Here is a 15,060-nt window from a genome sequence, read left to right on the forward strand (position 1 = left end):
GAGAGGATGAGAGAGTTGGGTGTAGCGCCACGATAATGCGAGACGCTTTATTGACCGGCTTCGGCGCCCTGAGGGGCCTCGGTCGTGTGTTGACGTATAAGCTCTTCTGTCAGCACCTGCGGGAGGATCACGCCTTCATCGATCCCGGCCCCACGCTCGAAATAGAGATATAAAGGCACGCCCGCCCGCCCGTAATCGGCAATGAAACGGGAGATCTCCGGGTCTTCACGGGTCCAGTCGCCCACCATCAAGCGGATGTCGTTGCGATCAAAATGGTCCAGCGTGGTCGGTGTCCTCAACGCCGTCGCTTCGTTCACCTTGCAGGTGATGCACCAGTCAGCCGTGAAATAGAGAAAGACCTTCTGGTTGTCTGCCAGCAGCAACGCCAAGGCCTGCCGGGAGAAGTCCTCTCCTCCTTGGCTTTCAACGAGCTCGGCGGCGGCGGAAGATCCTGAGAGCCAGGCTACGGGAAGCACGCTGCTCGCCCCCAGCACAATCAGGCTTGCGCCTAGGGTCTGACCAACCCGCCCCCCATGGGACAAAGCCTTGGCCGCACCGGCCAGCGCAAGGCAGGCCAGAAGGCCTATGGCCATTCCGTCATGACTGGTCTGCGCGCCGAGCACCCAGAGAAGCCAGATCGCAGTCACGAACATGGGAAAGGCGAGAACCTGCTGCAGGGTCTGCATCCATGGGCCAGGCTTCGGCAACAGGCGCTGCGTGGCCGGGGCGTGCGTGATGACGAGATATGGCAGGGCCAAACCGCTGCCCAGAGACAGAAACACCGCCAGCGCGCCCAGAGGGGATGCGATCATCGCATACCCCAAAGCCGACGCCATGAACGGCGCCGTGCAAGGGGCCGCCACGAGAACGGCAAGCATGCCAGTCAGGAACGCGCCTTGCAGGCCCGGGCGAGTCTGAACAGCGCCGCCGAGACGCTGCAGGCTACCCCCGAGCTTCAGAACGCCCAGCAGGTTCAAACCCACGCCCGTCATCAGAAGCGCCAGCCCCATGACGATGACCGGATTTTGCAATTGGCTGCCCCAGCCTGCGGCAGGCATGATGCTTCTGCCGGTCAAGACCGCCAGTCCGATCAGCCCGAAACATGACGAAACGCCAGCCGCATACGCCCAGCCATCCGCCCTCATCGCGGCCGGCTTCATGCCGGCGCTGCGCGCCAGGGCGATCGCTTTGAGTGAGAGCACCGGCAAGACACAGGGCATGAGATTCAGGATCAGCCCGCCCAGAAAAGCGAACATGATCGCCTTCCATACGCCTTGAGGCGTTGCAGGGGCGGCGGCCTCACTAGAAGGGCTCTGCGCATCCAGCGGCAAAGCCACGCTAACCCCCCGATAGGCGCCCTCCCCGTCGGTGAAAGCGAGAACGCCGGAAAGGCGAGACCTGTCCCCCTGATAAAAAGGGTCAGTCCGCACGGAGAGCTCATGCTCGGTTGAGGAAACCCGAGTCACCGTTTGCGGGTCTGCGTGCCAAATGACGGGTTCCACAGGAAAGAAGTACAGATCATCGATGACTTCCGGAGCGATGATCTGCAGCCTGATTTCACCCTGCGCGGTGCTCGCATCAAACCGCCACTGATCAGCGCTCTCCGGGAGGGTAAGAACGTCCGGGTTCATTTCTGGTCGAGAGGTCTCTGCTGACGCGGACACCTCAACATCGAGCGACAGGCTTGCACCACCCTCAACACAGTCCTGTTCACGACAGGCAAGCCACTGAACCTCGAGCTCTACGCTCTTGATGGCGCCCGGGCGCGCAGTGTTCGGCGCCACGATCCGGAACGGCAGCAGCAGGGTTTCATCATAGCCATAGCCAAAAACACGCCCCTCCCCGTCCATGATCCGGCGCGGCGTTGGCCACCCCTCGGCTTCGACGCTCCAACCCTCTGGCGCCTCCCACCGTGCGATAATGGCTTCGCCCGCGCCGGGATTGATCCAGAACGTGCTCCAGCCGGGCTGATGCTCCAGCCTGATACGCACATCGGCGGCGCCACCCGGTTCAATGCGGGCAGACACGGGGCTAAGGGTCGCCTCTACCGGCGACGCGTTTGCGGGAAGAGGCTGTGCGAGGCTGGGCGCGAGGCAAGAGAGCGACAGGGCCAGGGCGACAGCCAGCATGCGAACAGCGTTCTGAAGCCTGCCTGGGACGCGCCTCAAACTCAACCGGTTGCGCCTAGTCTTCAACACGCAGCAAGACCCGGATCGGGTGTTCGATAGGCGGCAGACACGTGTCGCCGTCGCAGGTCTGGTATTCCACCATGCCGCGGATCAGCATGTCTCCGGATGGCGTGCGGGGGTGAAACCGCACAGGCTGAAGCAGGCTGACGACCTCACCTGTCAGAATATCGTATGCGCCAAAGGAGATGGGCTCGGGAAACCGGGCGTCGGCGAATTGCGCATACTCATGATCGCGCATCGACACGGATGTCTCGATCAGTCCCTGCCCAGCGTTCACCCCTGTGGGAGCGTACAGATACCAGCCCCTTTCCAGCTCAAGGCGAACCTCGATCTGGAACGGCGTCCCGGGCGCTACGGATTCAGGCGCAACGACCTCGACATTGACAGGCTGGGCGTGTGCTGCAGCGGTGATTGCTGCAGCACACGCCACCGCGGCCGCCCCCCCTCTAACGGACATAGACCCAAACATGACCATGTTGCCTTTCATAACCACGCAGCATTTGAAGGCGCGTGCTGTCCACCGGCTCCAAGAACTGTCCCAGGCGCTGCTCGAGCGCCTGCATTTCCTCACGCAGGTCTTCATTGTCGAAGTACACGAAAGTGCTGCGGAAACGATCGCGGAACGGCTCGTCCGGACCTTCAACGCCGGCTCTGCGATCAAGAGCGACGAGCTCGTCCTGCAAGGCCTCGAAAGCTTGCAGCTCGGCGTCAGTCAGCCCGTTTTTTAAGGTCAGGCTCCGAGACCAGTCGCCTACGACCAGGTCCAGAACGCCATTACCATTGTAATCTGTCAGGGCGACCGAGGCGCGCGAGCCTCGAACAGGGCTGTATTGGCCGGGGCGGACCACGTGTGCGGAAATATGCTCTCCGCCGCGCACAGAAGGCAGAAGCCTCTGTGGTGCTGCGAAGGCGATTTCCTCTCCACCCAGATTGCGCAGGAAATAGACAGCGCCGGATTGTGTCCCGACGATCAGATCCGGATGCCCGTCGCCATCCCAGTCTCCCACGGCAGGCACGAGATATTCCTCGCCCTGCATCGGTCCTGCGCCGCCTTCCACCACTTCGAAAACGTCCAGCTGATGGCTGCCGCCCCAGCTGAAGGTGGCGAAGACCGGTTGCCCCTCAACGGGTGTGATGCCGGGTTGGTGCGCCGGACCATGATTGCGACGCACGACGAGATCGCCCTGGGCATTCCCAATGATGAGATCCAGCCGGCCATCATCGTCCCAGTCCAGCCAGGCGGGCTTGGCCGCGTAAGCGAGATGGGGACCCTCATCGACTTCGTTCAGCCGAGTAATGACATCAAGGCCGCCCCAGTCCGTCAGCGATTGCCGCGCCCGAAAGCCGCCATCCTGACCCTGGAACCAGTAGATCAATCCCGGAGAATACGAGCCGGCCGTGAGGTCGGCATGACCGTCTCCGTCAATATCGGCAAAACTGGGGCCCGCCGCGACGCAGCACCAATTGCGGACGATCGCCGTCTCCCCTGCCGCCTCGATCCACTCATAGCCTGAAAAGACCGGCGCTCCGGGCTCGCCCTCATTGAGATAGAGCCGGAAACGCCCTGCCGAACCTCCGATGATCAGATCTTCAAGACCGTCTCCATCATAGTCATGGAAGGTGGGGCCGGCATGCCCATTCCGGTCTTCCTCGAACCAGACGCCCGAACGGCTTGGCGTATCGCTGGCCGTGTCGATGAGCGCGCCATCCGCACGCATAAGGATCGCCTCTTCATACCAGTCGCCGGGCGGCGTGCCGTCCTCATTCCTCTCGATCGCGACTGCCTCGCCCCCAAGCAGGGACAGGCTGGCGAGTGCGAGCGACAGGACACGGGCGAGCGAGCGCTGTTTCAAACGGTCCTGTGTCATGAGGCCGGGCTGACAGGCCCTTTCATATCGGGACATGGCGCTACCACTCCTTGCTGAGGCTGAGGGTGAAGAGGCGGCCGAAAGGATCGGCATTTGTCGGGTCGTAGTTCACGCCCAGATCGGTGCCGATAGTCGACGCCGAGTTCGACCGCGCGAACGGCGGGTCCTCGTTGAACAGATTGCGGACATTCAGTCCCACTCTCAGGCCCGAGAGCAGATCGCCATGCCGGTCCGCGAAGGAGAACCCGGTGATGAGATCGACCGTCACCCAGCGATCCACCGGTTCGGCCGGGGTCACTGACGTGTTGGTGTAGCTGTCGACATAGTTGAGTTGGAGCTGGCTGGACCAGCCGCCACTTTGAAACCCGGCGTTCAGGCGCCCGCGAAATTCGACCGGGTAGGTCAGCGTGCCCACGCGCTCCACAACCGGCGCGCCGGCGCTGATGCGCTCTTTGTTTTCCAGCATGTAAGTGAACGCCGCCCCGACATTCCACGTGCCGAAAGAGGCAGGCGCACTATAGTCGAGCGAAACGTCGAAGCCGGAGGTCTGCTGGGAGGCGATGTTTGTCAGGCCGTTATATATGATATGGGTGACATCGGCCGCGATCGCGTCCGGATCCAGCGTCGTTGAATAGTCGCCGGTCCGGGCGTCAAACAGGCCGATCGCCCCCGGCAAGGTCGCCGCGATGATTTCGGGCGACACCTCATCCGTGATCAGGTCGAAATAGGTCTCCGGATCAGCCGCGATCTCGAACGCATCCGGCGGCTGGGCGATACGGTCTGTATAGTCGATATTGAAATAGCTGCTCGAGAGCGTGAGGCCATCGATCCAGGCCGGCGCAAAATCAAACCCCAGGGTGAAAGCCTCTGACGTTTCAGGCCCCAGGTCAGGATTGCTGATCGGTCCCACGACGTAATACACGGTGGATTGATCATCGGAGAAGGGATCGGGAAAGCTTCCGAGCGGCCCGGTCACCGGCAGGATGACATAGCTCGTCTCGCTCGGAATCAGATCGGGCAGACTGGGCGCACGAAACGCCTGACCATATGTGCCCCGCAGCTTGAGTGCGTCATTAATGGCCCAAAGCACGCCGACTTTCGGATCAAAACTGTCTCCGAAATCGGTCGTGTCGGTGTAACGACCGGACAGGTTCAGCTCGAGACGCTGAACCAGAGGCATCGCCATATCGCGACTGATGAGGGGAACAGCCAACTCGCCAAAGGCATAACTCGTCGCCCGGTCAGCCCGCATCGGACCGAAACCGAGTTCCTGTTCAAGATAGCCGCCGCCCAACGCAAAGCCGACATCCCCGGAGGCCAGGGATACCAGCGTACCATCGAGCTTTCCCGTCACTTCAAGCGAGCTGAAATCCTGGGCGCCGTTCGTCTCACGCAGGCGGCCGTCATCGAAGAACCTGACAATGTTCAGGTTGTTCGTGTAATCGCCATAAGTCGCCAGAAGCTCGAACTGCCAGTCACGCACCGGCTGGATGCGCCCACCGACCGTGGCGACGACCTGCTCAGTCTGGGTATTGCTCAGTGAGGTGGCCTGAAAGAACCCGTCCTCACGGGTCGAGGTTTTCGTCCGCCGGTCGGTATAGAGAATATCGGCGAACACTTCAGCCGATGCGCCAATGTGCTGGCGCGCCGAGACAAAGGCGGAATAGCGCTGGTCAAGTGGCGCCAGATAGGTATCGGGCGTGTTGCTGAAATCGACCTCATCAGTCAGGAACGGGCCGGACGTCGCAGCAGAGAGCGAGGCGATCGCCCCGCCGCCAGACCAGCTGGTTCCCAGAACCTGATCAAATTGCCCCGCCGAATAACCGCCATCGCCTCTCGTGGTGTAGCTGACCGAGGTCTCCGCCCCTTCAAAGTCATCCCGCAAGACGAAATTGACGACCCCAGCGACAGCATCCGCGCCATAAATCGAGGATGCGCCATCAGTGAGAACCTCCACGCGCTCTACAGCCCCCAAAGGGATGAGCGACGCATCCGCTGTCTCACCAACATCCGCCAATGGCAGACGCCGTCCATTCAGAAGCGTCAGCGTTGACCCCGCGCCCAGACCGCGCAGATCCACGGCATTGACAGAACGGGCATTGAGCTCGCGGCTGACGGCGAGCCCGCCAATCGAGCTGGTGGTATTGATGTTCTGCGGAATGGCGCGAAGCAGCTGATCTGTCGTCAGGACCCCGAGCCTTTGAAAGTCCTCGCGGGAATAAATATCCAGCGGCGAGCTTTCCGGGTTCACACCCCGAATGCTGGTGCCTGTCACCGTGATCGTATCGATCGGCAAAACATCAGGCTCAGCTTGCCCATTGGCCTCGATCAAGCTCTCTGACGCCGCGCCTTCAGAACGGCTCGGCGCCGGGTTCGTCGTCTCTGTTGCGGGGGCCTCGCGCGCCTCTACTGCTCTGGACTGGCGCAACAGGATCGCGCCCGAGGCACTGCGCTGCATGTCCAGATCAGCGCCGGACAAAAGTCGCGACAAGGCCAGTGTCGGCGTCATCCGCCCCCGAACCGCATTCGCCGTAAGTCCGTCAACGAGGTCCGGCGAATACAGAAGCGATTGTCCGCTTTGGCGTGCATACTCGATCAGAGCTGTCTGAAGCGGCTGCTCTGCAATATCGAAATCCACGGCGCGTTCAGACGATGACGCAATATCACTCCCCCGCGCCCCCGGATCTGACTGAACAAAGGCGAATGCCGCGCCGGACCCTGTTAGAAGCGAGAGTGATGCAACAGTGCTCAACGCCGCTGCACGAAAGCTCGTACGAACCATGAAAGTCTCCCCATGCCAGCCGCTGGTCTTGTTGTTTGCGGCCCATGACAGGGAAGACGCAGCTGACGGCCGAACCCGAACATGCGGGACGAAAAAACTTTCAGAGGGTCTGAAAAACTGGCGCTAGGTCGCGCTGCGCAGGATTATGGCGTGGTCCGTTTCATCGATCCGCACTTCAGGGAAATACTCAGCCAGAGCCTCGACAAAGCCGGTCGACTGGCCCGCGGTGAAAGCCCCGCTCAACCGCAAACCAGATAGCTGCTCATCCGCGATGACGATTGGACGGCGGGCGTATCTGTTCATTTCCGCCACGGCGACGGAAAGCGGCTCATCCTGGAAAATCAGCAAGCCATCCAGCCAACTGGTCAACCGGCGGGCATCCACCGTCGCCACGCTCGGCGGAGCGTCTGCGATCTGCACCAGCTGCTCGCCCGGAGACAGTTCAGCGCGCTCGGATCGTGCAAATTCTCCTGCGGCGCCCTGGTCCACGGCGACGGGCGCATCGACGACAACATTGCCTTCAACAAGGGTGACTGAGACCTGCGCGCTGTCCACACGTACTTCAAACGCTGTGCCGACCGCTGTGACCCGCCGCCCCGCCGCCAGAACCACGAACTCGCGTCCGTCCTCGTGGGCCACGTCGAAATAGGCTTGCCCTGAAACCAGCTCCACCAGTCGTTCCTGGTCTGAAAAGGCGACCCGCGCCCGGCTGGATGTTCCCAGAGTCATGGTGGACCCGTCAGCAAGGGTGGTTTCGAGCCGCTCGCCAATCTGCGTTTCGAAGTCTGACGCCGCCTGCTCGGCGATCACCATGGAAGGCTCGACAGATGCGCCCGGCATCGCCCAATTGGCCAGCAGGAACCCAAATCCGACGCAGACCACAACACTGGCTGCGAGTATGCTCAGTCGCGCCGCGCTGAACACCGGCTTTCGTTCAGACGCCGCTCGCGACAACACCTTGTTGCGCAGCTCAAGCACCTCAGGTTCATGTGCAACCGAGCGAGCAAGACGCCAGGCCGCTTCAGCCTGCCGGAAGGCTTCGCGCTTGGCCGGATCGTCGCCGCACCATTCCTCGAAGCGGGCTTGCAAGTCAGGATCCGCACCCGCTTCACGCAAACGCTCACTCCACAGCGCCGCCGCTTCGCGGTGCTGGTTAATCTCATGTCTTGAGAGTTCTGGCGTACGCATGTTCATCGGCCTGTCTCGTCCCGATCCAGCGCTGCGCCGACATAGGCGAGCGCCTTTGCCATATGCTTCTCCACTGACCGGGTGGAGATCGCCATCAGGCGCGCAATATCTGCATACTTGTAGTTCTCGAACGCGCGAAGCACGAACACATCCTGGGTGCGCTGAGGCAATTCCTGCAGCGCCTGCATCAGACGGTTCAACTCTTCCTTGCTGAGTAAGACGCGCTCGGGAGAAAAATCCGAACCGCCATGCTGATCGACATCGAAGGGTTCATGCGCATCCGTTCTACGAACCTGACGACGCCGCAGATGATCGGCCAACACACTTCGGGCGACCTGAAACACATAGCCCCGGATATGATCGATCTCACCGTGGTCACCGCGCCGGATCAGTCTCAGGAACACTTCCTGTATGAGATCGCGGACCTCGTCACGATCCGCAACCCTCTTTGAGAAGAAGCCTGTCAGAGGGCCCTGGAACTCGCGATTCAGGGTTTCCCAGCGTACAGCCTGATCCGCGTCTTCATGAGACGGGACAGGCGGCCGACCACCCCCTCTTGCGCTTTCAGCCATCCCCCGCCCTCACGCTGTTTAAAGCCTGTCAGGCTCTGTGACAGCGGAGTCCGTATCACTCAAACGGACAGGCTGGCAAATCCAGGCGCACTTCAAGACACGCCTGCGTCAGTGAACGCACACCGCACACGCGCCGCTTGCCCCTGACCTTCCGGACCGTAAAATCCGTGGATAACAAATAGTAAAAATGGTGGGCCCGGAGGGACTCGAACCCCCAACCAAGCGGTTATGAGCCGCCGGCTCTAACCAATTGAGCTACAGGCCCGCTGAGATGAAACAGCGTCCAAGCTTGATAACGCGGGCTGCGAATTTGGCAAAGTGGCGATGGCGGCGAGACGCAGCTGAACAGGCGTTCAGGGAACGGCCATCAAAGAGTCGCGTTTCCGACATGAGACCGGCTTCAAAGACCGTATACTGGACCCACAACAGACTGGGAGAGCTCTTATGATCCGCACCGTTTTTCTCGCCGCCGCCTTGATGACCACCACCGCCCTGCCCGCTGCGGCGGTCGCCCAAACCGCGCCTGCGCAAGAACAGACCGCGCAGCTGAGCCTGTCCGCCACCGGCGAAGTGCGCATCACCCCGGACCAGGCGCAGGTCTCCGCCGGCGTCGTCACCGAAGCGCGCACGGCGGCCGAAGCCCTGCGCGCCAACAGCCAACGCATGCAGCGCGTGTTCAGCGCCCTCGAAGAGGCCGGCGTCGAAGCGCGCGACATTCAGACCAGCCAGCTCAATGTCAGCCCGGTCTATTCCCAGCCGTCCAGCCGCGATGGCGGCACGCGTGAGATCACCGGCTACAGCGCGCGCAACACCGTCACCGCTTTGGTGCGCGGCATGGATAGCGTCGGCCCGGCCATCGACGCCTTGTTCGAGGCGGGCGCAAATTCACTCAACGGCGTGACGTTTTCCAGCTCTGAAGCGGACGCCGCCGAGACCGAAGCGCGTCGACGCGCCGTGGCCGAGCTTTACGAGACCCGTGACCTCTATGCCGAGGCCGGCGGGTTCACCGTCGAGCGTCTGCTGAACTTCTCTGAAAGCGGCGGCTATGCGCCCCAACCTGTGATGTTCTCTCGCGCCATGGCGATGGAAGATTCAGCTACCCCGGTTTCCGGCGGCGAACTGGTCGTCTCGATCACCGTCAACGGCGCCTGGGAAATCGAAGGCTGATCACCAGACCAGCTTGGGCGCACAATAGCGCGAAGCAAGGCCGTCCTCCGCGAGGAGGGCGGCCGCTTTGTTCGCGTCAAAGCCTTGATCAAAGGCCTGCCCAAGAATGCCGTCGGCGATGAACAGCGCATCCACGCCTTCCGACTGCGCGCCCTGAATATCGGTGTGCGGGCCGTCGCCCACGGCCAGCACCCGCGCCTTGTCCAGACGCTCGCCGCGCAGGCGTTCGATCTCGCGATAGGCCAGATCGTAAATCGGCGGATGGGGCTTTCCGGCCATGACGGCCGTGCCGCCCATCTCCTGGTATTTTTGCGCCAGCGCGCCCGCGCAATAGCGCAGGCCGTCGCCGAACTGAACGACGATATCGGGATTGGCGCAGATCAGATCGAGGCGGCGCAGCTTGGCTTCGGTCAGAAGGTCCGTGTAGTCGTCCGGGGTCTCGTTTTCCCAGTCAAACAGGCCCGTGCAGGAGATGAAAGCGGCGTCTTCGAGCTTGGCGAACTCCAGCCCCGTCCCTTCATACAGCGCGTCATCCCAGTTCGGCCCCAGCTTGAAGGCGGGCCCCGGCGCGCGGGTTTCCAGCAAGGCATGGGTCGCCTCGCCGGAACTGACCGCGCCGTCCCAGACATCCTCGCCGGATCCCATCTGCTTGAGGAAGGTCTCAAGCGAAGAGGCGCGACGCGGCGAGTTTGACACCAGCACCACCGTGCCGCCCTGGGCGCGATAGCGGCGCAAGGCGTCGAGCGCTTCGGGCAAAAGGTCCGAGCCGTCCCGGATGACGCCCCAGACGTCACACAGGATCGCGTCATAGTCTCGGGCGAGGTCCGACAGGCGGGGAAAATCAGTCATGGCGCTGAGCTAGGCCAGCCATGCCACGGCGTCAATGTGCGAAGGCGCTCAGCCTAACCCGCGGCGCGACGCAGCTTGTTATCCGCTTCGTTGAGCACTTCATCGCGCACAGGACGCGGGGCGCCGAACAGATGGCCCTGGGCGTAGGCGACGTCGAGATCGAGCACTTCGACCACCGTGCCTTCGGACTCGATCTTCTCGGCCACCAGATCGACGCCATAGCGTGCGAACAGGCCTGCCACGTCTTCAGGGCGCAAGGCGCCCGGCTCGCGGCCCGCAATGGGCTCTGCGCCATGGGCGGCGGCGATCAGACGGTCGCCCGCCACCTTGATGAAGCGCACGCCCGCGCGCTGCAGTTCTGCAAGGTCGATATTGAGGTCCGACACCTGGTCGATCGAGAAGCGGAACCCGAAATCGGCCAGCCGCGCCATGTTGCGCGCGGCGGTGGCGGAGCGATTCTCAAACTGGGCGCGCGGCAATTCAAAGATCAACGCGCCGGCGAGATCGGAATTGCGGCGCAGGAAATCGAGGAAGGCCGGGAAGAAGTCTTCATCGGCCAGCGAACGGATGGAGACATTGCAGAACACGCCGACCCGGCGATCAGACTTGGTCAGACGGCGCACGATCTGCACGCAGCGCAGCAGCAACAGATTGTCCACATCGGTGATCAGGCCGGCTTCCTCTGCGGCGGCGAGGAACTCGCCCGGCCCCAGAACCTGTCCGTTTTCATCGCGGATACGCGTATAGCCTTCATAGAAGTAGGTGCGGCGCTGCGGCAGGCCGACTACGGGCTGAAGGTACAGATCAACACGATTGTCATCGAGCGCGCGGCGCACCAGATCCACGGCGTTCGGCGTCTGGGCGGCGACAGGCGCGGCGCGGCCGCCGCCTTCCAGGCGCGCCAGGATTTCAGCGACCAGACGTTCATCGGCGTTCTGCGGATCGCCCGCGGCCTGGATCGGCTGGCTCAGTTCCAGCGCCGTCTCCTGTGTGCCCGGTGCGCTGGCTTCCGCTGTCCTGGGTTTTGTGGCGACCGCGGTCTCCGCCAGCGCCTCGATCCGGTCCTGAGCGCTGCTCAACTCATCCAGCATGGACATGTTGGCGGCTTTGAGCAGATGAATCTCGTCTTCAAAGAGCTTGCGTTCTTCAGCGCGCGCGACTGAGGCGTGCACCTGACCGCCGATCAGGAAAACCAGCGCGCCCATCATCCAGGCGAGCTCAGCGGACATCAGACCAAAACGATCAAACGCCAGAGCCGCGACGATGGCGACCATCGCATAGGTTAGGATCACCAATATGTCGCTTGCGCGCGGCATTCTCGCTCCTGAATGTCGCTGTTTGGCCCCAAACGAACCAAGTCCAACGAATCACACTCATTTCGGCGATCATAAAGTGCGTTAACCGGACTTGTCAGAACGTTAACGCTGTGAGGCGTGGACAAACGGAAAAAACAAAGGCGCGCCCGCACATGCGGACGCGCCTTGTCGTTAATCGCGGTGTCCCGCCTCGCCGGTTACGAGGTGTGCGGGGCGATCTTGATTTCCACGCGGCGGTTCGCAGCGCGGCCAGAGTCAGTATCGTTGGATGCGATCGGCTGGCTTTCGCCCATGCCGGCCACATACAGACGGTCGCGCATGACGCCGCGTGCGATCAGTTCCGACGCCACAGAGCTGGCGCGGCGCTCGGACAGCGCCTGATTGTAGCCGGCGTCGCCGACGCTGTCGGCATGACCGATCACGTCCACATAGGTCGCCGGATAGGTCATCAGCACGTCCGCCACATCATTGAGCACAGGGCCGAAACGACCGCTGATCTGGGCGGAGTTGGTGGCGAAGGTCACATCGCCCGGCATCACCAGGTACAGGTCGTTGCCCACACGGCGCACGGTCACGCCCGAACCGCGCAGACGCTCGCGGAAGGCGTTTTCCTGGCGATCCATGTAATTGCCGATGCCGCCGCCTGCGAGGGCGCCGACGCCCGCGCCGATCAGCGCATTGCGGCGGTCATCACCGCCCGCCAGCGTACCCAGCAGCGCGCCAGCCGCCGCGCCGGCCAGAATGCCGGTGCCCGTCCGGTTCTGCGTGACATTGCCATACTGGTCAGTGGTGGTGCAGGCGGCCGCGAGGCCCAGCGCCATAACGGCTGCGATCAAAGAACGAAACATCATACTCTCTCCCGTAAACGTCCCCTAAAACGTAGAACTAACCTAGAAGTTCCCCGTCTAGATAGCCCCATCCTAGCCTATGTGCGCGACGCGCGCATGAATGCAGGCTGAACCGGCCGGAGACAGCGCTGAAATCCACGGCGAAAAATGTCGCTCGGCGCACTTGACGGGGTCACGCGCGCCTCTTACCTCCGCCTCTGTTAGCAGCCGCCCTCTGAGAGTGCTAACGCTCTCGAGGCGGCGAGAGCTAAACCAGATCTTCAGTGAGCTGACGCTCAAAAACGGAGTACCGGCAATGAAATTTCGTCCTCTGCAGGACCGCGTCGTCGTCAAACGCGTCGAGGAAGAATCCAAGACCGCTGGCGGCATCATCATCCCCGACACCGCCAAGGAAAAGCCGCAAGAAGCTGAAGTCGTAGCTGTGGGCCCCGGCGCCCGTGACGACAAGGGCGCGCTGATCGCCATGGACGTCAAGGTCGGCGACCGCGTGCTGTTCGGCAAATGGTCCGGCACCGAGATCACTCTGGAAGGTCAGGATCTGCTGATCATGAAAGAGTCCGACATTCTGGGCGTGGTCGGCTAATCGCCGCCTCACCGCTTTTCCGAACCACACACTCAAGATTGATAGGGACGAACAATGGCTGCCAAAGACGTTAAGTTCGGCGCTTCCGCCCGCGAAAAAATGCTCAAAGGCGTGGATACCCTCGCCGACGCCGTGAAAGTCACCCTGGGCCCGAAAGGCCGCAATGTGGTGATCGAAAAATCCTTCGGCGCGCCGCGCACTACCAAGGACGGCGTGTCCGTGGCGAAGGAAATCGAACTGGAAGACAAGTTCGAGAACATGGGCGCCCAGATGGTTCGCGAAGTCGCTTCGCGCACCAATGACGAAGCGGGCGACGGCACCACCACCGCCACCGTTCTGGCGCAATCGATCGTGCGTGAAGGCATGAAGTCGGTCGCCGCCGGCATGAACCCGATGGACCTCAAGCGCGGCATCGACAAAGCCGTTTCGCTGGTCATCGAGCACCTGAAATCCTCCTCGACCCCGATCAAGGGCTCCTCTGAAGTCGCTCAGGTCGGCACCATCTCCGCAAACGGCGAAAAAGAAATTGGCGACATGATCGCCAACGCCATGGAGAAAGTCGGCAATGAGGGCGTGATCACCGTCGAGGAAGCCAAGTCTCTGGCGACCGAACTCGACGTCGTGGAAGGCATGCAGTTCGACCGCGGCTACCTGTCGCCGTACTTCATCACCGACTCCGAGAAAATGATCGCGGATCTCGAAGACCCGTACATCCTGCTGTTCGAGAAGAAACTGTCTTCCCTGCAGGCCATGCTGCCGGTTCTGGAAGCCGTGGTTCAGTCCAACCGTCCGCTGCTGATCATTGCAGAAGACGTTGAAGGCGAAGCGCTGGCGACCCTGGTGGTCAACAAGCTGCGCGGCGGCCTGAAAATCGCAGCCGTCAAGGCGCCGGGCTTCGGCGATCGCCGTAAAGCCATGCTCGAGGACATCGCCGTTCTCACCGGTGGTCAGGTCGTCTCCGAAGACCTGGGCATCAAGCTCGAGAACGTCACCCTCGACATGCTGGGCACCGCCAAGAAGGTCACCATCACCAAAGACGACACCACCATCGTGGACGGCGCCGGTGAGAAAGAGGCCATCGAAGGCCGCGTGAACCAGATCCGCCGTCAGGTCGAGGACAGCTCGTCTGATTACGACAAAGAGAAGCTGCAAGAGCGTCTGGCGAAACTCGCTGGCGGCGTTGCAGTGATCAAGGTCGGCGGCGCTTCGGAAATCGAAGTGAAAGAGCGCAAGGACCGCGTGGACGACGCCCTGAACGCCACCCGCGCTGCGGTGGAAGAAGGCATCGTGCCGGGCGGCGGCATCGCGCTGCTGAAAGCCACCAAGGCGCTTGAAGGCGTGACCGGCGATAACGAAGACCAGAACCAGGGCATCGCCATCGTGGCGCGCGCCCTGCAGTCTCCGATCCGCCAGATCGTTGAAAACGCAGGCGTCGAAGGCTCCATCGTTGTCGGCAAAGTGCTGGAAAACAACGATGTGAACTTCGGCTACAACGCCCAGACCGGCGAGTACGAAGACCTGGTGAAATCCGGCGTCATCGATCCGGTGAAAGTGTCCCGCATCGCGCTGCAGGACGCAGCCTCTGTGGCGTCCCTGCTGATCACCACCGAAGCCGCCATCGCTGAAAAGCCCAAAAAAGAAGGCGCAGCTCCGGCGGCGCCTGACATGGGCGGCATGGGCGGCATGGGCTTCTAAGCT

General features: G+C 62.1%; 12 protein-coding genes and 1 tRNA gene. 3 read left to right on the top strand and 10 right to left on the bottom strand.

From position 1 onward, the window contains the following. Positions 1-47: 47 nt before the first annotated feature. The 7 genes from G405_RS14885 to G405_RS0103555 form a co-directional block, all read right to left on the bottom strand. A complete protein-coding gene (locus G405_RS14885; RefSeq protein WP_022700122.1) occupies positions 48-2,129 on the bottom strand; it encodes a protein-disulfide reductase DsbD family protein in 2,082 nt (693 codons plus the stop codon). Between the two features lie 55 nt (positions 2,130-2,184). Beyond that, positions 2,185-2,619, bottom strand: coding sequence for a protein-disulfide reductase DsbD domain-containing protein (locus tag G405_RS0103530; RefSeq protein ID WP_169447489.1), 435 nt, complete (start codon positions 2,617-2,619; stop codon positions 2,185-2,187). Positions 2,620-2,635: 16 nt separating this feature from the next. Further along, complete coding sequence (locus G405_RS0103535; RefSeq protein WP_233345981.1) at positions 2,636-4,093, bottom strand: FG-GAP repeat domain-containing protein; 1,458 nt, start codon at positions 4,091-4,093, stop codon at positions 2,636-2,638. Between the two features lie 4 nt (positions 4,094-4,097). After that, on the bottom strand, positions 4,098-6,839 hold the full coding sequence (locus tag G405_RS0103540) for a TonB-dependent receptor (protein ID WP_084683398.1): 2,742 nt from the start codon (positions 6,837-6,839) through the stop codon (positions 4,098-4,100). Positions 6,840-6,962: 123 nt separating this feature from the next. After that, entirely contained in the window at positions 6,963-8,027 is a 1,065-nt protein-coding gene (locus G405_RS16345) for a FecR family protein (RefSeq protein ID WP_169447490.1), read from the bottom strand. A 2-nt stretch (positions 8,028-8,029) separates the two neighbouring features. Continuing rightward, positions 8,030-8,599, bottom strand: a complete 570-nt coding sequence (locus G405_RS14895) for an RNA polymerase sigma factor (protein ID WP_022700127.1) — start codon at positions 8,597-8,599, stop codon at positions 8,030-8,032. Positions 8,600-8,787: 188 nt separating this feature from the next. After that, positions 8,788-8,864, bottom strand: a tRNA-Ile gene (locus G405_RS0103555). A gap of 179 nt (positions 8,865-9,043) precedes the next feature. On the opposite strand from G405_RS0103555, the gene G405_RS0103565 reads away from it, so the two are divergent. Further along, positions 9,044-9,766 carry an SIMPL domain-containing protein gene (locus G405_RS0103565; protein ID WP_022700128.1) on the top strand — a complete coding sequence of 241 codons (723 nt, stop codon included), beginning with the start codon at positions 9,044-9,046 and terminating at the stop codon, positions 9,764-9,766. Here G405_RS0103565 and G405_RS0103570 read toward each other — a convergent pair whose 3' ends face one another. The 3 genes from G405_RS0103570 to G405_RS0103580 all read right to left on the bottom strand — a co-directional run bounded on the left by G405_RS0103570 (position 9,767) and on the right by G405_RS0103580 (position 12,782). Then, a complete protein-coding gene (locus tag G405_RS0103570) occupies positions 9,767-10,615 on the bottom strand; it encodes a TIGR01459 family HAD-type hydrolase (RefSeq protein ID WP_022700129.1) in 849 nt (282 codons plus the stop codon). Positions 10,616-10,668: 53 nt separating this feature from the next. Continuing rightward, positions 10,669-11,931 (bottom strand): EAL domain-containing protein, encoded by a 1,263-nt coding sequence (locus G405_RS0103575; RefSeq protein ID WP_022700130.1) that lies wholly within the window; start codon positions 11,929-11,931, stop codon positions 10,669-10,671. Positions 11,932-12,128: 197 nt separating this feature from the next. After that, positions 12,129-12,782 carry an OmpA family protein gene (locus G405_RS0103580; RefSeq protein WP_022700131.1) on the bottom strand — a complete coding sequence of 218 codons (654 nt, stop codon included), beginning with the start codon at positions 12,780-12,782 and terminating at the stop codon, positions 12,129-12,131. Between the two features lie 292 nt (positions 12,783-13,074). On the opposite strand from G405_RS0103580, the gene groES reads away from it, so the two are divergent. Further along, positions 13,075-13,362 (top strand): co-chaperone GroES, encoded by a 288-nt coding sequence (gene groES, locus G405_RS0103585; RefSeq protein ID WP_022700132.1) that lies wholly within the window; start codon positions 13,075-13,077, stop codon positions 13,360-13,362. 54 nt (positions 13,363-13,416) lie between these two features. Then, positions 13,417-15,057: a chaperonin GroEL gene (gene groL / locus G405_RS0103590; RefSeq protein ID WP_022700133.1), complete on the top strand. Its 1,641-nt coding sequence runs from the start codon at positions 13,417-13,419 to the stop codon at positions 15,055-15,057. The last annotated feature ends 3 nt before the right edge of the window (positions 15,058-15,060 follow it).

Origin of the sequence: Oceanicaulis alexandrii DSM 11625, from assembly GCF_000420265.1 — a bacterium.
Lineage (GTDB): Bacteria > Pseudomonadota > Alphaproteobacteria > Caulobacterales > Maricaulaceae > Oceanicaulis > Oceanicaulis alexandrii.